Here is an 18,505-nt window from a genome sequence, read left to right on the forward strand (position 1 = left end):
AGAGGCGCGCCCCCGCGGCGGGCCCGGCCCAGGCTGGGCCCGCGCAGGGGATGGGGCGGGCAGGAGCCTCCAAGCGGGGTGGGGGCGCCGCGCGCGCTGGGCATGCTGGGTGCGCCGCGCGCGCTGGGCATGCTGGGTGCGCCGCGCGCGGGGCCTCTCGGGGCGTCCTCGCCTCGCTGCCGGCGCCCATGCGCTGGGCCGTCGTCTCGATGATGGTCGTCGTCCTACTCGCTCTGGCCGCCGCCGCGGGAATCATCGGCAGTGGTCTCATGGCCCCCGCGAAGACCTCCACGACCACGGTCCAGCCGGGCCAGTCCCTGTGGGACGTCGCCGCCGCCACGGGCGCGGCGGACGTGTCCGAGGCCATGGCTCAGATCGTCGACCTCAATGGCCTCGACTCCTCAACGATCCACCCGGGGCAGAGCCTCGTCGTCCCCGCCCACTGACGAATCGCCCAGAGGGGCGGTCGCTGGGTGCGCGGCTCCTTGCGGCGACGGCGGTGGGCGCCTAGGCTCCACGTCACAGGCCATGCTTCAACCCCGAGGAGCCCGCGTGCACTGTCCCTTCTGCCGCCACGACGGCTCCCGCGTGGTCGACTCCCGGACCTCCGATGACGGCCTGGCCATCCGTCGTCGCCGAGAGTGCCCGGCCTGCGGTCGGCGCTACACGACCATCGAGACGGCCAGCCTGTCCGTCCGCAAGCGCTCCGGCGCCGTCGAGCCCTTCTCCCGGGACAAGGTGATCGTGGGCGTGCGCCGGGCCTGCCAGGGCCGCCCGGTCTCCAATGATGACCTCGCGCTGCTGGCCCACAAGGTGGAGGAGGCCATCCGCGCCACCGGCCATGCCATCGTCGACTCCCATGAGGTCGGCCTGGCGATCCTCGGGCCGCTGCGCGAGCTCGATGAGGTCGCCTATCTCCGCTTCGCCTCGGTCTACTCCAACTTCAACAGCCTGGAGGACTTCGAGCGGGCCATCGCCGACCTCCGCGCGGCGCACGCCTGAGCCACCGGGAGAGCCCGCCGCCTCCTTAGCGCTCGTCGATCGCGCGGACCAGCCGCTCCACCAGGGACGGCCACGTCCAGCGATCGATCATGAGTTCCCTGCCGGCGGCGCCCATCCGGGCGCGCGCATCGGCGTCGGAGAGTTGGCGGACGATCGCTTCCACGAGCGCGTCCTGGTCGCGCCCGTCAACCACGTTCCCGGTCACGCCCTCCACGACGGTCTCGGGCGCGCCACCGCTGGTCCCCGCGATGACGGGCAGTCCCGCCGCGGAGGCCTCGAGGAACACGATGCCCAGGCCCTCGACGTCGAGGCCCCCGCCGCGCGTGCGGCAGGGCATGGCGAACACGTCCCCCATGGCCACATGCCCGGGCAGCTCGCCGTAGGGGACCTCGCCGGTCAGGATGATGGAATCGCGCACGGGGGAGCGCCGCTTGAGGAGCGCCAGGCGGCGCGCGTAAGAGCCCCATCCCACGATGACCAGGCGGGCCCCCGGGACGCGCTCCACCACGCGCGGCCAGGCCTCGATGAGGGAGTCCTGGCCCTTGCGCGCCACGAGCCGGGATACGCACACCACCGTCGGGGCGCCCCCCAGCCGGTAGCGGGCGCGGAGCGCGGCGCGGGCGGCAGGATCGGGGCGGAAGCGGTCGACGTCGATGCCGCTGGGAAGATGAGTGGTGAGGGTACCCGATGGCATGAAGGGGCGCAGGCGGCCGAGCGTGTACTCGGAGATGTAGGTGACGACGTCGGCTTCGCGGAGGATGCGGCGCAGGAGCCGGCGGGAGCCGGGCAGCATGGACCAGCCGACCTCGTGCCCGTGAGTTGTGGCGATGACGCGGCTCGCGCCGGCCCCCCTCGCGGTGCGGCCAAGCAGCCCGAGCGGCGCGGCGGCGCCGAACCAGACGGTCTCGATGCCGCGCTCGGCGATGATCCCCCGCATCCTGCTCCGCGCCCCCGGCGTGGGCAGGAGCATGTGGGTGGGCATGCGGATGACGTCGAAGGGGGCCTCGGAGTCGAAGGCCGCGGCGGCCTCGGGGCCCTCGGGGGGAGTGGAGGCCAGGACGGTCAGATCTGAGGGCGGTAGGCGGCGGGTGTAGTCGTCGAGATAGGACTGGATCCCTCCCACGACGGGCGGGAAGTCGTTGGTGACGAGGAGTGTCCGGCGCATGCCGGGAGTCTAGAAGACCTCTCCATCGAGACCGGTCGAAAACAGGAGCGAGACCGGTCGATATCACGAGCGAGACCGGTCGAAAACAGCGGCGAGACCGGTTCCCCGACCTCGCCGACGGTCGACCGCAGGACGACACCAGTGAGGACGGCGGGGCTCACGATGGCCACCGCCGCGCCATCGGCGGCGCCGTAGCGTGACGGGCCGGTCTCGCAGGTGGTTCCCCCGCCCCCTGACCCACGCCACCGGCTGGGTGAGCGGGTGGAACGCGGATGAGGCGAATCGGAGGCGCAGCAGTGGCGGCCCCTGCGGCGGCCCGGTCGGGCGCTACCTCGGCGTGCAGCGACGCTCCGGCTGGTCCGAACGGCATCACGCGACCGGTCTCGCTCTTGTTTTCGACCGGTCTCGGCGCGGGCCGCGGGTAGGTCCGGGGCCATGGCGCCGTCGTGGCGCTCGCAGCTGCCCTACGGATGCTTGACGGCTCCGACAAGACGGGAGATGACTGCCTCTGGGGCCTGGAGCCACTCCGGCATCCAGATCCGCTCGACTCTCGGCCAGCGCATCATGCGTGCGAGCACCCTTGTTGGCAGCACGTCGCGGTCGTAGGAGGTGCGTCGGCCCTCCCACTCCGGGCCGTCGAGCAGGACAGCCACCCGCGGCTCGTCGGGGCGCTCACCAGGGGCGAGGACGAGGTCGATGCGGAAGTCGGACAGGCCGATGTTGGTGCGCACGGCCAGCCCCTCCGCGCGCAGGGCCGCCGCGATCTCCTCACGGTGCCCGTCGGGGCGCGCGCGACCCTCCGCTCGCGCAGGCAGGGTCGCCGTGCCGTGCTCGGCGAGCAGCAGGTAGCGCTTGAGGTCCTGAAGCCCCGTCGAGGCACTGCGCTCCGCGCGGAGCGAGGCCGGGTTGAAGGAGCAGAAGAGAATGACTTGGGCCCGCGCCCTCGTGATCGCGACGTTGAGACGGCGCTCGCCGCCCTGTCGATTGAGGGGCCCGAAGTTGAGCGGGACCTGCCCATCCTCCCTCGCCGAGAAGGCCACGGAGAAGAGGATCGCCTCCCGCTCATCTCCTTGGACGTTCTCCAGGTTCTTGACGAAGATTCCCCCGGCCGCGTCGAGCGAGGCGGTGATCCTCGGGTCGTCGAGCTCGCGCAGGCGGGCCTCGATGAGATCACGCTGCTGGATGTTGAACGTGACGACACCGACTGATGGCCCCTCGGAATCGCTGGGAGCGGCGTCGAATCGGCGCTGGATCTCCTCAACGATGGCCTCGGCCTCCGCCTGGTTCGTGCGATAGGTCCTGCGCGACTGGCCGCGCGGGACGCTGCGCACGAAGTGTCCGTCAACGCGGCGCAGGCTGATGCCGAAGCCGTGGGGACCATCATCCCGCTCCGCCGACACGGGGCTCGGGAAGGAGGACAGCCGGCCCTGGTAGTACGCGGCGTTGGAGAAGGCGATGAGGGACTCGACCCTGCTGCGGTAGTGCCAGGACAGCCAGAACCGCGGGACGTGCGCGGCCACGCACTCGCTGAGGATCGACTCCTCGTCGACGAGGTCGTCCTCGCCGTCGTCATCTCGTGAGAGCTCGGCGAAGGACGTCGGGGGCATCTGCTTGGAGTCCCCGCAGATGACGACACTACGACCGCGCCCCATGGCTCCGATGGCGGAGGCGACCGTAATCTGGGAGGCCTCGTCGAAGACGACGAGATCGAAGTCTTGGCGGTCCGCGGGGAAGAACCGCGCCACCGAGTCCGGGGAGACGAGCACGCATGGGGTGAGGGAGGTGATGAGGTCACCGAACTCACCGATGAGGTCTCGAATCCTCCGCTTCTTGCGCTTGCGCTCGAGAGCGGCGCGCAGATTGGCCAGTCGCAGGCTCTCACTCGCCAGGGCGCGGCCCCGGGCGACAAGAGCGTCCTCGACGAGCGCCTCGGGCAGCATGCCGCGGATCTCGTCGAGCACCTCTGCGTACTGGGCCACAGTGGTGTTCTGCCGTTCGGCATCGAACTCATCGAGGCGGCCCCGCTCCCGCTGCAATTCCAGCGTGGCATGGATGAGGCCGATATCGAGGGCAGCGGAGGCGTCCGAGGAGAGCACCTCGCCTCGCCGGAGCTGGTCGAGGCAGGAGGCGAGGCCGAGGCGGCGGAACTGCGCCCCAGCGCTGAGGAACTCGCTCCAGCCGCGCAGGACCCGTTCTTGGCGCGGGGCGGGCATCGGCAGGAGGGTCTCGATAGCGCTTCGCCCGATGCCGACCCGGCTCAGGGCCGTCAGCCCCTCACGGGCCTGAGCGTACGCGCGCAGCCATCCTGCGATTTCTGCGCGGTCCGGTCGGATCGCGCACGCGGCGACAATCATCCGCGCCCGGCTGTGCTGCCCCGCGGCGGCCAGGTGGGCCCGTTCGAGCAGTTGGCGCAGCCTGTTCCCGGAGGCTGCGGCCATGGGCTTGTCGAAGGGCGTCCAACTACGGATCATCGCAGCGGTCCACGGGAGCACAGTGGAGTGCTGCCGGCGCAGTTCGTCACGTTGGGAGGCGAGGGCGATGAGTTCTTCGACGATGCCGAGCAGCGCGGCCGCGTCGTCGGGCATTGGCTTGCCGCTGCGGTGGCCAGCGAGCCGGGAGAGTGCTTTCTCGGCCTTCTTGGACTTGCCGAAGAAGGCGTGCTTGGCGTCGATGAGACTCTCCCTGACCTCCCTGAGAGGCTCGTCGAGGACGCTCTCCCGGTAGTAGGTGAGGGCCGGGTGCGTGTCAGTGGCCTCGGCATCGAGTTGGTGGAGGAGCCACTGGGCGTCGCGCACCCATAACGGGTGAGCGATGAGGTTGAGAACACGAGCGTCGAGGACGGGATCGGCGAGGATGAGGGCGGCAGTCTCCAGCTCAGGATCCGGCATCGTCTCGACGTCGGCTAGGAGGTCGTGGTCGACGTTCGAGATGACGCTCTTCCAGCGCGCGGTGGCGGCGAGGACTTCTGAGAGGCAGGCGTCGTCGAGAGGATCGGAGATCACGGGCTCGGAGCCGACGAGCACGTCGTGGTAACGGTCCAGGCACGTGCCGACGGATGGGATGGACGTGCGCAGACCAGCGATGTCGTCGTCCGTCATCGCGGCGAGCTGCGCGGACGTGATCGTGAGGCTCCCGACCTTGTGATGGGAGTATGCGATCTCGGCAACTCGGGCACTGTAGAAGGACATACCGCTCGGGCTGCGCCCGTGGAGGGCGGCGCGGTACTCGGCGAGTCTGGCGTTGTCGGCTCCGGCCAGAGCCCTGCGGGACTGCATGGTGACGCGGTCCGGGTGGGCCTCGAGATCCATCGCGGCGAGGATCTTCCTGCGCACGGCGTCCGGGGACTGCTTGCGGTCGTGGAGGTCGAGGAGGAGCCCGCCGATGCCCGCGTCGCGCAGGCGCCTGGCCACGACCTCAAGCGCCGCCTGCTTCTCGGCGACGAAAAGGACCTTGCGGCCTTCCGCGATGGCGCTGACGATGACGTTGGTGATCGTCTGGGACTTGCCGGTGCCGGGAGGGCCCTCGACGACGATCGTGTGCCCGCTGAGCGCCTGGGCGACGACCTCGGCCTGCGAGGCGTCGGCCGCCACCGGGAGCCGGGGCAGGAGCTGCTCGAGGTCGACCACCGGGGCAGGGGCCTGTGGGTCGGCGAACTCCTGGTCGGGCGTCTCGATGAGGTGGCGGACGAGGGGATTGCGGGCGATCTCCTTCCACGACTCCTCGAGGTCCTTCCACAGGCGGAAGGTGCCGAACTGGAAGATGCCGAGGTACGTCGTCGCCTCGACATGGAAGGGCAGGCGGTTGTCCGCGAGCACTCGGCGCACGACCTCGAAGAGGCGCGGGATGTCCAGGCCGGTGGCATCTTCCTCTGGCTCACTCAACTCCGTGAGGTCGAGGCCGATATCGATCCGGAGGCGCTCGACGAGGGAGTAGTTGGGGGTGGTTGTGCCCGAGGGATCGATCCGCAGGCGGAACGGGCTGTGGGCTGAGCGGCGCTCGAGATCGACGGGGACGAAGACAAGGGGGGAACGGATAGTCTTGCCGCCCGTCGTCCAGACGAGTGAGCCGAGGGCGAGGTAGAGGTTGTTGGCGCCGGTCTCCTCGGCGAGGGTCCTGGCGGTGGAGCGCAGACGGCGCAGGATCGGGTCATAGGTGCCCTCACCCAGGTCGATCTCGACCTCGCGGTGGTCCGCCAGCAGCGGGGCGAGCTGTGGAGGATCGAGCTCCGCGCGGAAGAGACCGCCGATGCGGCGCACCTCGGCGGCCCGCTCGCCAGCAGGCCTCAGCGTGATGTCACGCCCGGTATTCACGAGGTCTTCGAAGGATCCGATCACCGCTTCGGGAACCGCGAGCTCGACAATCTTGTGGCTGTGGATCGCACTATCCGAGCAGTTGATGAGGCGGTTGCGCAGGCTGAGATCAAGGAGCCGCGCCTTCCATGCCTCGACCCGATCCGGGGCCTTGCTCCGCGTGGGACGGGGCCGAGTGGTGTGAAGGAGCTCGCCGGCCAGTAGGACGGTGTTCGGCCGTGGCGTGGCGACATAGGTGCTCTCAACGATCTCACCGTCGTCGTTACGGGTCCTCAACGGCATGGGGAGCACCCCGCGCTCGCGGGCCGCCCGCACGGGGATCACGACATCGATCTCGGCGGCGTCGACGCCGATGAGGCGACGGGCCGCTTGATGGAGATGGTCAGCGGTGGCTGAGGCCTCGCCGGTAAGGAGAGTCGTCTCGACCAGGCGGATCTCTCCGAGGTCGATCTGGTTGAGCAGTTCCCACCCGGACATCGTGAGATCTTCGGAGAGATGGTGCTGCGTGCGCCAGTAGCCAAGGAGAGCGTGTCCCGGAAGAAGGATGATCAGCGGCTCGATCTCGAGGTACTCCAGAGCGCTCGCCAGGAGGATCGTGGTGTCGAGGCAGGTGCCGAGACGGTAGTCGAGCACGTCCTCCGCAGTGCGCACCCGCTGGCCCGACTCTCCCCAGGTCGTCGGCGGAACCGCATAGGCCACCTCGGCATCCTGGATGGCACGGCAGACTGCCGCGACGATGGAACTCACCCTCGCGGGGCCGCCCTCGTAGCCGTTGAGGGACGGCGAGCCTGTGGCAGCGCTGAGCAGCTGAGCGGCTTGGGAGCAGAGCGGCGCGAGCCTGGGCTGCTGGGGCTGGACGAAAGCGGCCAACGTGGCGGCAGCCTCCGAGAGACGGCCCCGCATCACCCACTGGCGCGGAGTGAGGACATCCGGACCATCAAGGAGGAGGTCGCGTCGCGCGCCTGCCGACTCGAGAAGCAGGTGGAGACGCGAGGGGCTCTGGGCGTCGACCTGGAGCAGGGCCGCTCGTTCCGGGAGGATGCTGACGGTGAGTTCCTCCCCCTGCGCGCTGAGCCGAGTCAGGGTGACGGGATGACCGGAGGCAACGCTCTCGCCATCAACCTCGACGCTGATGGTGACGCGGACATCCTCGAGGGGAACCCACTGCCGAGCCCCCTGTTCATCGAGGTCGGCGCCACGGGTATCGACCGGTCGCAGGTGGATGGTGGCGGTGAGGCGCGACCCGGCGACGGCGTGGGCATAGGAGACGACCGAGGGAGCGTCGACGGAGACCGCGAGGAGGTCGAGCCCGGTCCCAGTCGGCCGCGGCAGGGGCGGTGGCTCGGGCACCGCGACGCGCGCCGCCTCGTCCTGGGCAGGGGACAGCGGTTCGGCGGCGGATGGAACCGCACTAGACGCGGTGTGCTCGGCGCGCTTGCCCGAAGGCATCGGCTCCTCGTGCGCTGCGTCCGGCTCCTCGAGAGAGCCTGCTCGGGGAGCGTCCAACGGTTCGACAAGGGAGTCGGACCCGGCGGCGGGCTCCGCCCCCAACGTCTCCATCCTGGTTCCGGTATCCGCGTGAGCCGCGAGTTCCTGCCAGACCTGGTCGGATGCCTCGACATCCCCGATGAGCCGGAGGACCTCAGCGATCTCGCTCAGCGCCAGCAGCATCTCGGAGCGCTCAAGGCTGGCGCCGTGGGCGAGCCGGTTGCGCGCCATCCAGATGGCGTGGATCCTGCGGCGCAGGCCTGGCTCGACATTGAGAATCGACTTGCCGCCCCTGTCGCGCCCTGTCAGGGCGAAGAACTGAGTGGAGAGATCATCGAGGTCGGCATCCCACGGCGCCCCGTCCCACGGCGTCGTGGACAACCGGCCCTGGTTCGGGTATTCCTCAGCCAGGCGTCGGCGGACATAGGGGCCGAGGCTCTCCGAGAGCGCCTGAAGGACGCGGGGGAGAGGCTGTCGTTCATCAGGCAAGGGACGGTCCTAGCGCTCGGGAATTGGGCGTGCATAGTTTCGCACGCGAGTCCCCTGCGGAACAGCGGACGTCGGAGGACGTGGGATGGCTTCCGGGGTGCCACCTCGGCGCGCAGCGACGCTCCGGCTGGTCCGAACGGCATCACGCGACCGGTCTCGCTCTTGTTTTCGACCGGTCTCGCTCTTATTTTCGACCGGTCTCGCTCCTGTTTTCGACCGGTCTCGGCGAGGGGGGGGGAGGAGGAGGGGGGAGGAGGGGAGGGGTCAGCCCTCGTCAGCGGTCCGCAGGATCTCGGACAGACGGCGGGCGGCGGCCATGACCACGGCGCCGTGCACGCGGCCCGGCTGGCGGCCCATCCGCTCGATCGGCCCGGAGATCGACACTGCCGCGATCACCTTGCCGCTCGCCCCGCGCACGGGGGCCGAGACCGAGGCGACGCCCGGCTCTCGCTCGCCCACGGACTGCGCCCAGCCGCGCCGGCGCACCGCTGAGAGCATCGTGGCGTTGAAGCGCGCCCCCACCAGGCCCCTGTGCAGCCTGTCCGGCTCCTCCCAGGCCAGCAGCACCTGCGCCCCCGAGCCGCCCAGCATGGACATCGTCGCCCCCACCGGGATCGAGTCGCGCAGGCCGATGGGGCGCTCGGCGTTGGCCACGCACACGCGCACGTCCCCCTGGCGGCGGTAGAGCTGGGCGGACTCGTGCGTCTTGTCCCGCAAAGCCGCCAGCACCGGGCCGGCGGCCGTCAGGAGGTGATCCTCGCCGGCGGCCGAGGCGAGCTCGGTCAGGCGCGGGCCGAGGATGAAGCGCCCCTGCGAGTCGCGCGAGACCAGTCGGTGGTACTCCAGGGCGACGGCGATGCGGTGGGCCGTCGGCCTGGCCAAGTGGGTCGAGGAGACGAGCTGGGCGAGTGTCGCCGGGCCCGCCTCCAGGGCGCTCATGACGAGGGCCGCCTTGTCGATGACGCCCACACCGCTGCTGATCTCTGATTCCAAGGCTTCGTCCATACTCTGATACTGCCATCCCGAGGGCTGAGATCTCAAGTAATGTCGAGGATCTACGGCAACGGTGTGTCACGAAAGACAGTGAGCGACGCTGAAACGGCGCCGAGCGACGCTGAGTGAAGGGGTAACGCGATGGGAATGACTCTCGCCGAGAAGGTATGGCGGGACCATGTGGTCAAGAAGGGGGCGGACGGGGCCCCGGACCTGCTCTACATCGACCTCCACCTCATCCACGAGGTGACCAGTCCGCAGGCCTTCGAGGGGCTGCGCCTGGCCGGGCGCTCGGTGCGCCGCACGGACCTGACGATCGCCACCGAGGACCACAACACCCCCACTCTCGACATCGACCTGCCGATCGCCGACGTCACCAGCCGCGCCCAGATCGAGACGCTTCGGGCCAACTGCGCCGAGTTTGGGGTCCGCATCCACTCCCTGGGTGACGCCGACCAGGGCATCGTCCACGCCGTCGGCCCCCAACTGGGCCTGACCCAGCCCGGCATGACCGTGGTCTGCGGGGACTCCCACACCTCCACCCACGGCGCCTTCGGGGCGCTGGCCTTCGGCATCGGCACCAGCCAGGTCGAGCACGTGCTCGCCACCCAGACCCTGCCGGTGGCCCCCTTCAAGACCATGAGCGTGACCATCGACGGCGAGTTGCCGTCCGGCTCGGGGGCTAAGGACATCATCCTGGCCATCATCGCGAAGATCGGCACCAACGGGGCCCAGGGCCACGTCATCGAGTACCGGGGCCGCGCCATCGAGGGCCTCTCCATGGAGGCCCGCATGACGATCTGCAACATGAGTATCGAGGGCGGCGCCCGCGCTGGCATGATCGCCCCCGACGAGACCACGTTCGACTATCTCAAGGACCGCCCCCACGCCCCGCGGGGCGCCGACTGGGACGCCGCGCTGGAGCACTGGCGCACCCTGCGCACCGACGACGACGCCGTCTTCGACACCGAGGTCGTCCTCACCGCCGCGGACATCGAGCCCTTCGTCACCTGGGGCACCAATCCCGGGCAGGGCCTGCCGATCTCCGCGTCCGTCCCCGACCCCGCCACCATCGCCGACGAGACCGAGCGCCGCGCCGCCGAGCGCGCCCTGGAGTACATGGGCCTCGCCCCCGGAACTCCGCTGCGGGACATCGCCGTGGACACCGTCTTCCTCGGCTCGTGCACCAACGGGCGCATCGAGGATCTGCGCGCCGCGGCCGAGGTCGTGCGCGGCCGCACCAAGGCCCCGGGCCTGCGCATGCTCGTTGTCCCCGCCTCCGCCCGCATCCGCCTCCAGGCCGAGGCCGAGGGCCTGGACCAGGTCTTCAAGGGCTTCGGCGCCGAGTGGCGCAACGCCGGGTGTTCCATGTGCCTGGGCATGAACCCCGACCAGCTCACCCCCGGGGAGCGCTGCGCCTCGACGTCGAACCGCAACTTCGAGGGCCGCCAGGGCAAGGGCGGGCGCACCCACCTGGTCTCGCCCGTCGTCGCCGCCGCCACGGCCGTGCGCGGGAGGCTGTCCACCCCAGCGGACCTGGAGCCGGTGGCCGGGCGGGCCGCCACTGCCGGCCGGGCCGCCTGAGGGACACCGGGACGAGACAGAGAAGCAGGATCACCATGGACAAGTTCATCCGCCACACCGGTATCGGCGCCCCGCTGCGCCGCAGCGCCGTCGACACCGATCAGATCATCCCGGCGGTCTACCTCAAGCGCATCACCCGTACCGGCTTCGACGACGCCCTCTTCGCCGCCTGGCGCGCCGGCGAGCCCGACTTCATCCTCAACCAGGAGGCCTACAAGCGGGCCTCCGTGCTCGTTGCCGGCCCTGACTTCGGCACCGGCTCCTCCCGCGAGCACGCCGTGTGGGCCCTGAAGGACTACGGCTTCAAGGTCGTCCTCGCCCCGCGCTTCGCCGACATCTTCCGCGGCAACGCCGGTAAGCAAGGGCTCGTGGCCGGGGTCGTCAGCCCCGAGGACTGCGAGCAACTGTGGAAGATCCTCGAGAACGAGCCCGGCACCGAGATCACCGTGGACCTTGAGGAGCGCTCCGTGACGTGCGCGGGCCTGCGCACCACCTTCGCCATCGACGACTACGTGCGCTGGTGCCTCATGGAGGGCCTCGACGACATCTCGCTCACCCTCACCGAGGAGGAGGCCATCAGCGCCTACGAGGCCGCGCGCCCCTCCTTCAAGCCCGCCACCCTGCCCGCCCGCCACCTGCCCCCCGCCGAGGTCGTTCCCGCCCGCGGTGCGGAGATGCCCACACCCTGAGGGGGTCGGCCGGGCGCCTGGCCTCGCCTATGCTTGGTTGGCCCGCCGTCCCTGCGCCGGGCGGAGCGCGGACCCAGCCGCGCGGCGTTAAGGAGGTAGGCATGGTCGACGGTCTTCTTCAGGTTGAGGGCGGCCGCCCGCTCAGCGGTGAGATCACCGTGCGCGGCGCGAAGAACCTCGTCCCCAAGGCGATGGTTGCGGCGCTGCTCGGCACGACGCCGTCGGTGCTCGGCAACGTCCCCCTCATCCGGGATGTCGAGGTGGTCTCCGGACTGCTGACCCTCCACGGCGTCCAGGTGGACTACGACCAGACCGCCGGCATCCTCCGCCTCGACCCCTCCCGCGTGGAGGCGGCCCATGTGGCGGACATCGACGCCCACGCCGGCTCCTCGCGCATCCCGATCCTGTTCTGCGGGCCCCTCCTGCACCGCCTCGGCGAGGCCTTCATCCCCGACCTCGGCGGCTGCCGCATCGGGGACCGCCCGATCGACTTCCACCTTGACATCCTGCGCAGCTTCGGCGCCGTCGTCGACAAGCTCGAGGCCGGCATCCGCCTGACCGCGCCCGATGGCCTGCGCGGCACCGTCATCGAGCTGCCCTATCCCAGCGTCGGTGCCACCGAGCAGACCCTGCTCACCGCCGTGCGCGCCGATGGGCGCACCGAGTTGCGCGGCGCCGCCGTCGAGCCCGAGATCATGGACCTGGTGGACGTGCTGCAGAAGATGGGCGCCATCATCTCCGTGGACACCGACCGCATCATCCACATCGAGGGCGTCGAGGAGCTCGCCGGCTACCGGCACACCGCCCTGCCCGACCGCATCGAGACGGCCTCCTGGGCCTCCGCCGCCCTGGCCACCGGCGGCGACGTCTTCGTCCACGGCGCCCACCAGAGCCATATGACGACCTTCCTCAACATCTTCCGGAAGGTCGGCGGCGCCTTCGACGTGCGCGACGACGGCATCCGCTTCTACCACCCCGGCGGGGACCTGCGCTCCATCGTCGTGGAGACCAACGTCCACCCCGGCTTCATGACCGACTGGCAACAGCCGCTCGTCGTGGCCCTCACCCAGGCCGACGGCGTCTCGATCGTCCACGAGACCGTCTACGAGAACCGCTTCGGCTTCACCAAGGCCCTGTGCAAGATGGGCGCGGCCATCCAGGTCTACCGCGAGTGCCTGGGCGGGACCGCCTGCCGCTTCGGGCAGCGCAACTTCTACCACTCCGCCGTCATCTCCGGGCCCACGCCCCTGCGCGGCGCGGATATCGTCGTGCCCGATCTGCGTGGCGGCTTCTCCCACCTCATCGCCGCCCTGGCCGCCCAGGGGACGAGCCGCGTGGAGGGCATCAACCTCATCGACCGCGGCTACGAGCACTTCATGAGCAAACTGGGCTCACTGGACGCCAAGGTGACCCGCCTGGCCTGACGCCGCGCGACACGAGGGCGCCGCGCCCGGTGAGGCGGCGCGGCCGGGCCCGATCCGGCTAGAGTCGTGCCGTGCCTCAGAAGCGTCCTATGAGCCTGTTCTACCGCTTCGCCTCGCGCGGAGCGATCATCCCCTTCCTCAAGATCGTCTCGCGCCAGCGCGTGACCGGTGTCGAGCGCTTCCCCGCCGACGGCGGCTTCATCGCCGTGGCCAACCACCTGTCCAATATCGACGCCCTCACCGCCATGCGCACGCTCGTGGACGCCGATATCCCCGCCTACTCCCTGGCCAAGGCCAGCCTGTTCAAGATCCCCGTGGTCGGGCAGGTGCTGCGCGCCGGCGGCCAGATCCCCGTTCAGCGCGGCACGGCGAGCGCCTCCGACGCCCTGCGCGAGGCCGAGAGGGTCCTCGCCGACGGCGGCGTCATCATGATCTTCCCCGAGGGCACCCTGTCCCGCGACCCCTTGAAATGGCCGATGGTTGGCAAGACCGGCGCGGCCCGCCTGGCCATGAGCACCGGCGTGCCCGTCATCCCCATGGCGCAGTGGGGCGGGCAGGACATCATGGACACCTGCACCGACGCCTTCCACCCCTTCCCGCCCAAGCCCGTCACGGTGCGCGTGGGCGAGCCGCTGGACCTCACCCGCTTCGGCAGCGACACCGACGACCACGACGCCGTGCGCGCCTGCACCGCTGAGATCATGCGCGCCATCACCGCCGAACTCGAGGTCATCCGGGGCGAGAAGGCGCCCCGCCCCTTCGACCCGCGCTACGACATCGACCACGGCCCCGGGGCCTATGGCGAGCGCCGGCCCGACCCGGACCCGGAGCCGGCCCCCGGGGTGGCCGCCCGGCCCGAGCCCGGGGCCGGTGATGCCCCGGGCGGCCGCGTCGAGTCGGAGGAGGCCGGGCTGTGACCGGCCAGGGGGTGCCGGCCCGCGCCGCCATCATCGGCTCAGGGGCCTGGGGCACCGCCTTCGCCTCCCTCATCGCCGAGGCCGGCGGCAGCGCCACCATCTGGGCGCGCCGGGCTGAGATCGCCGAGGAGATCAACGCCGGCGCCAACGAGCGCTACCTGCCCGGCCTGCGCCTGCCCGCCGGCGTGCGGGCGACGACGGACATGGCCCAGGCCGTCAGGGGCGCGCAGATGCTGGTCGTCGCCGTGCCCTCCCAGGCTGCCCGGGGGATCGTCGCCCCCCTCGCCGGGCGCCTTGAGGAGGGCGTCGCCGTCGTCTCCCTCATGAAGGGCATCGAGTTGGGCACCGGGATGCGCATGAGCGAGGTCCTGGGCCAGGCCCTCCAGGCGGGGCCTGAGCGCCTCGCCGTGGTCTCCGGCCCCAACCTCGCCGACGAGATCGCCGCGCGGCAGCCCACCGCCACCGTCATCGCCGCGGCGGACGAGGGCCTGGCCGCGCGCGTGGCCGCCGCCTGCGCCACCGCCGCCTTCCGCCCCTACACGAACACCGACGTGCTCGGCGTTGAGTTATGCGGGGCGGTCAAGAACGTCATCGCGCTGGCCGTCGGCATGGCCGCCGGCCGGGGCTACGGCGACAACTCCAAGGCCACGATCATCACCCGGGGCTTGGTGGAGATCACCCGCCTGGGTCTGGCCCTGGGCGCGAGCCCCGAGACCTTCGCGGGCCTGGCCGGGATGGGCGACCTCGTGGCCACCTGCTCCTCGCCACTGAGCCGCAACCAGTCCTTCGGCCGTCACCTCGGCGAGGGCATGAGCGTTAACGAGGCCGCCTCGGCCTCGCGGGGCGTGGCCGAGGGCGCCAAGTCCGCGCGCGCCGTCCTCGATCTCGCCGCCCGGCACGGCGTTGAGATGCCGATCACCGCGGGAGTGGTGGCCGTCGTGGAGGGGGCGGCGAGCGTCGAGGAGGTCAATGACGCGCTCCTGGCGCGCCCCCGCAAGACCGAGGGCGTCCACGGCGAGCGGATCGACTAAAGGGGCGCCCTCCCGCCCGGGAGCGGGAGGGCGGGACGCACCGCTCAGGGATGCTTGACGTCCACGACCAGGCGCGTGGGAGAGTTAAGCGCGAAGATCCGGTAGGACCGCGATGTGGTGCCCAGGACCAGTTGGTACTGGGCCTCGACGGTCGGGTCGTAGTAGACCGAGGCGATCGCCGGCATGCCCACCTCCGCGCTGAGGGTCTTCTGCACCGACGCGATCTCCTCAGCGGTGGAGGGCATGCGCGCGCCCGTTCCGAAGATCCGCAGGATGTGGTCGCCGGAGGGCTGGATCGGGTCGCCCTTGCCCTGCGTGCCCGCGTCGGCGACCCAGTCCGCCCGCCAGCCGGGCGTCCCCTCGCCGCTCAGGTCGACGACGACGCGGTCGTAGTCCTCATGCGTCCCCGTGCGCACGCCGGTCACCAGGAGGCTCGCCGCGTCGCTGGCCGCCTGCGCGGAGCCCGTCTCCACCCAGAGCGCGTCGGCGCCCGTGGCGGATGACTCCGAGGCGGTGGCGATCGTCGTGGCGGTGGGCAGGGGCTCGCCGGTGGAGGTCGGCCCGGTGGCGGCGGCGCCATCCGCGGCGGCGCTGGTGGCCGGGGCCGCGTCCGGGGCGCTGGGGGTGGGGGGAGCGGGGTCGGCGGCGGAGCCGCAGGAGGCCAGCGCCAGGGAGGACAGGGATACGAGGCCGGAGGCGGTGAAGATGCGGCGGCTGGGCGCGGTGGTCATGGTTCCTCCTCGTGGGCAGTGGTGGGACGACAATAGCGCCTTGTGTCCCATGGCACGTCCCGGGCCGCTCGCGGGCCGAGCCGGTAAGCGCCTCGCGGCCTGAAAGGAGATGAATGATCGTCCGCTCAGTGGGATGAGAGGGAGGGGTGAGCAACAATGCCATCTATTTTCGGTCTCGTTGTGATAACTCCGCTGAGTTAATCTTCGGCCGGGGGTAGATTGATGGTCGGTGTTTAGGGCGCCCATTCCCCTGGGGTGCCCGCATGCCTCCTCTGTCGTATTTAGGGTTGAAAGATGTGGAGGAATGCTCTTGCCATCCCTATCCCATGACCGGATCTCGCGTCATCGCCGAGGTCGAATGACGTCGAGGGCGTCGATTATCCTGGTCGTCGTCGCTATGGCGTCATTGTTGTTCGTGCTCCCGGTGCTCCCCGGCGCGCTGCCCCGCGCGTCGGCCGTCAACTCCTGTGCTGGCAGCTTGTCTGAGTTCGCCTGGCAGCCGGGGCCCAACATCGTCGACGTCAATGGTGAGCAAACTTACCAGAGCAGGGGCGGCCAGCTGGCCCGCCTCCAGTGGAAATGGACGGTTGACGCCGACGCCAATCCAGGCGACACCATCACGATGAAGCTCCCAGAGCTCGTCGAGGTCTACCCCCTTCTGAAGCCTTTCGACGTCTATGACGGCTCGGGTGAGAAAGTCGGCACTGTCACCTGGGGGCCTGGCAAGGGCGCCACGGTTACGCTCACCCTCGGTAGTTACGTGAGCACCCACGGCTCGGTGTCGGGGTCCGCGTTCATCAACATCGTGTGGACGCAGGGGGCGGCTGTCGGCAAGCACGACCTCCTCTTCAAGGGGTGCAGGGGTGAGGCGACGCTGAAGTCCGAGCTCCTGCCCGAGCCTCCGGCCGGCACATTCGCCGTCAGTTCCAAGTACGGCCAGGTCGACTCAGGGAGGAATCAAGTCGTCTGGAGTCTCGGTATTGGCAGCGCCACGAAGCAGAACTACTCTGATGCCCAGCCGGTGATCGAGGATCCGGGTGGTGAGGGCTATGTTCTCAGCTGCGATAAATTGACTATTGACAACATCACGCCGCGCCCGTACACCGAGGTGGTGTACGGAAAGAACTACCTCGACAAGAGCAGGTATAACTGTGAGAAATTCGGTGAGCGCGGCATCAGGGTGACGATCAACAAGAACGCGGATGGCAACTACATTGATCGCTACGAGTCGTACTTCATGAAGATCTATGGAACTCTCGACCCCAATTACAAGGACTACGCGAAGCTCCATAACACCGCGAAGGTTAAGAACGGCCCCGATGTCGTTAAAGGCCCCGACTATGATGTGCCCGGTGAGGCGGAGGTTCCTGACGCTGGCGGAGCGGGCTCCGGCAAGCAGGTCAAGTTCTCCATCCAGAAGGAAGTGAGCGGGCCCGCCCCCGGCGGGACCAAGTACTCCTTCGAGTACAAGTGCCTGGCGGATCAGTTCGCCCCGCTGGGTACCGTGTCCGCCGGCGAGAAGACCACCAGCGCCACAACCAAGTCCTCAGCCAGGTGCACGATCAGGGAGAAGGATGTCCCCAGAGGCGTCACGGTGGCCTATGAGATCCAGAATCCCGAGTCAGGGGCCACGCTCACCCCGGGCCAGAATGGTGAGACCATTCTGACGTTCAGGCTGGATTCTGAGGCCGATGTCAAGATCAAGGCGACCAACACCTTCCCCGCTGAGCTCCCCGCTTTCTCCGTGAAGAAGGAGACCTCCGACGGCAGTTTCGTCGTCGGCTCCACCGCGAGCACCCTGCGCCGCACCTACAGTGTGACGGTGACGAACACGGGTACGGGTCGGGGGACATCCCCGGAGGTCGTGGACATCCCCTCCACGCCCCAAGGATTCTCAATCGACAAGGTCGAGGTCGACGGCGTCAAGGTGGAGAAAAATCAGGCTGGGTACTACGTGACCCGAGGCGATGAGCTCGACGTCAAGGCCTCCAAGACCCACGAGGTGGTCATCACGTACAGCCTTGATCCCACGGCCATGGACTCGGGAAGCTTCGAGCTTCTCGGCCAGTGCCAGACGGGCGGGGCCGCCGCCGACTCCACGAAGGGCCTCTACAACAAGGTCACCATGGACCAGGACTCCGATGGCGATGCCAACAACGATGCCTGCACCGTTGGTGAGGACCGCCGAGGACGGGTCACGTGGACCAAGATCGACGCCGACACCCGCCAGCCCCTGGCCGGATCCGAATGGGAGATGAGCGGCGAGGGCATCCCCGCCGGCACGGTCATCACCGACTGCGTCGCTGATAACGCGGACTCATGCGCTCCTCAGGGCGGCAACGGCGCGACGGCTCTCTACGACCGCGATCCGAAGCCGGGCGCTTTCGATGTCCAGAACCTCCCCCTGGCGAACACCTGGCGGAAGCTCAAGGAGTCCAAGGCTCCCGCGGGCTATGTGCTTAACAAGCGCGCGCAGAACTTCATCACCCACGAGGGCGCTCCTCATCACAAGTTCACTAAGCCTTTCGAGAACTCCAAATCGCCGGTGCCGATGCTCCCGCTCACCGGTGGGATGGGATCGGATGTCTTCCTCATCAGTGGAGGCGTCGTCTTCCTCCTGGGAGTCGCCTGGGAGGCAGCCCGCAGGGTCCGATCCAAGCGACGGCCCGCGTCCCTCTGAGC

General features: G+C 69.7%; 12 protein-coding genes. 8 read left to right on the forward strand and 4 right to left on the reverse strand.

Annotated elements, in window-relative coordinates; all coding sequences use genetic code 11:
* Positions 1-188 precede the first annotated feature (188 nt).
* On the forward strand, positions 189-446 hold the full coding sequence (locus GVV75_RS04090; protein ID WP_159523468.1) for a LysM peptidoglycan-binding domain-containing protein: 258 nt from the start codon (positions 189-191) through the stop codon (positions 444-446).
* 106 nt (positions 447-552) lie between these two features.
* Positions 553-1,002 (forward strand): transcriptional regulator NrdR, encoded by a 450-nt coding sequence (gene nrdR, locus GVV75_RS04095; protein ID WP_159523484.1) that lies wholly within the window; start codon positions 553-555, stop codon positions 1,000-1,002.
* Positions 1,003-1,027: 25 nt separating this feature from the next.
* On the opposite strand, the gene GVV75_RS04100 is transcribed toward nrdR, so the two are convergent.
* The 3 genes from GVV75_RS04100 to GVV75_RS04110 all read right to left on the reverse strand — a co-directional run bounded on the left by GVV75_RS04100 (position 1,028) and on the right by GVV75_RS04110 (position 9,459).
* Entirely contained in the window at positions 1,028-2,167 is a 1,140-nt protein-coding gene (locus GVV75_RS04100; RefSeq protein WP_159813599.1) for a glycosyltransferase family 4 protein, read from the reverse strand.
* A gap of 464 nt (positions 2,168-2,631) precedes the next feature.
* Positions 2,632-8,454: a DUF4011 domain-containing protein gene (locus GVV75_RS04105; RefSeq protein ID WP_159813601.1), complete on the reverse strand. Its 5,823-nt coding sequence runs from the start codon at positions 8,452-8,454 to the stop codon at positions 2,632-2,634.
* 264 nt (positions 8,455-8,718) lie between these two features.
* On the reverse strand, positions 8,719-9,459 hold the full coding sequence (locus GVV75_RS04110) for an IclR family transcriptional regulator (protein WP_159523466.1): 741 nt from the start codon (positions 9,457-9,459) through the stop codon (positions 8,719-8,721).
* A 129-nt stretch (positions 9,460-9,588) separates the two neighbouring features.
* Between GVV75_RS04110 and leuC the strand changes: the two genes are divergently transcribed.
* The 5 genes from leuC to GVV75_RS04135 all read left to right on the forward strand — a co-directional run bounded on the left by leuC (position 9,589) and on the right by GVV75_RS04135 (position 15,092).
* Positions 9,589-11,031: a 3-isopropylmalate dehydratase large subunit gene (leuC, locus tag GVV75_RS04115; RefSeq protein ID WP_159523465.1), complete on the forward strand. Its 1,443-nt coding sequence runs from the start codon at positions 9,589-9,591 to the stop codon at positions 11,029-11,031.
* Between the two features lie 35 nt (positions 11,032-11,066).
* Positions 11,067-11,720, forward strand: coding sequence for a 3-isopropylmalate dehydratase small subunit (gene leuD, locus GVV75_RS04120; RefSeq protein ID WP_159523463.1), 654 nt, complete (start codon positions 11,067-11,069; stop codon positions 11,718-11,720).
* 101 nt (positions 11,721-11,821) lie between these two features.
* Complete coding sequence (gene murA, locus GVV75_RS04125) at positions 11,822-13,144, forward strand: UDP-N-acetylglucosamine 1-carboxyvinyltransferase (RefSeq protein WP_159523461.1); 1,323 nt, start codon at positions 11,822-11,824, stop codon at positions 13,142-13,144.
* Positions 13,145-13,233: 89 nt separating this feature from the next.
* The gene (locus GVV75_RS04130; RefSeq protein WP_159813603.1) at positions 13,234-14,061 is read left to right on the forward strand and encodes a lysophospholipid acyltransferase family protein; all 828 of its coding nucleotides are present in this window, start codon (positions 13,234-13,236) and stop codon (positions 14,059-14,061) included.
* A complete protein-coding gene (locus GVV75_RS04135; RefSeq protein ID WP_159813605.1) occupies positions 14,058-15,092 on the forward strand; it encodes an NAD(P)H-dependent glycerol-3-phosphate dehydrogenase in 1,035 nt (344 codons plus the stop codon). The genes GVV75_RS04130 and GVV75_RS04135 overlap by 4 nt, the downstream gene beginning before the upstream one ends.
* A 44-nt stretch (positions 15,093-15,136) precedes the next feature.
* Here GVV75_RS04135 and GVV75_RS04140 read toward each other — a convergent pair whose 3' ends face one another.
* Positions 15,137-15,823 (reverse strand): AMIN-like domain-containing (lipo)protein, encoded by a 687-nt coding sequence (locus GVV75_RS04140; protein ID WP_159813607.1) that lies wholly within the window; start codon positions 15,821-15,823, stop codon positions 15,137-15,139.
* Positions 15,824-16,301: 478 nt separating this feature from the next.
* Between GVV75_RS04140 and GVV75_RS04145 the strand changes: the two genes are divergently transcribed.
* Positions 16,302-18,503: an Ig-like domain-containing protein gene (locus tag GVV75_RS04145; protein ID WP_159813609.1), complete on the forward strand. Its 2,202-nt coding sequence runs from the start codon at positions 16,302-16,304 to the stop codon at positions 18,501-18,503.
* Positions 18,504-18,505 lie beyond the last annotated feature (2 nt).

This window comes from Actinomyces sp. zg328, from assembly GCF_009829635.1.
In the GTDB taxonomy this organism is placed as follows: Bacteria; Actinomycetota; Actinomycetes; order Actinomycetales; family Actinomycetaceae; genus Actinomyces; species Actinomyces marmotae.

Excerpts from the sequence above, each read along its gene's own strand:
- GVV75_RS04090 (WP_159523468.1), top strand. The coding sequence starts at position 189 with ATGCGCTGGGCCGTCGTCTCGATGATGGTCGTCGTCCTACTCGCTCTG.
- GVV75_RS04100 (WP_159813599.1), bottom strand. The coding sequence starts at position 2,167 with ATGCGCCGGACACTCCTCGTCACCAACGACTTCCCGCCCGTCGTGGGA.
- GVV75_RS04110 (WP_159523466.1), bottom strand. The coding sequence starts at position 9,459 with ATGGACGAAGCCTTGGAATCAGAGATCAGCAGCGGTGTGGGCGTCATC.
- leuC (WP_159523465.1), top strand. The coding sequence starts at position 9,589 with ATGGGAATGACTCTCGCCGAGAAGGTATGGCGGGACCATGTGGTCAAG.
- leuD (WP_159523463.1), top strand. The coding sequence starts at position 11,067 with ATGGACAAGTTCATCCGCCACACCGGTATCGGCGCCCCGCTGCGCCGC.
- murA (WP_159523461.1), top strand. The coding sequence starts at position 11,822 with ATGGTCGACGGTCTTCTTCAGGTTGAGGGCGGCCGCCCGCTCAGCGGT.
- GVV75_RS04130 (WP_159813603.1), top strand. The coding sequence starts at position 13,234 with ATGAGCCTGTTCTACCGCTTCGCCTCGCGCGGAGCGATCATCCCCTTC.
- GVV75_RS04140 (WP_159813607.1), bottom strand. The coding sequence starts at position 15,823 with ATGACCACCGCGCCCAGCCGCCGCATCTTCACCGCCTCCGGCCTCGTA.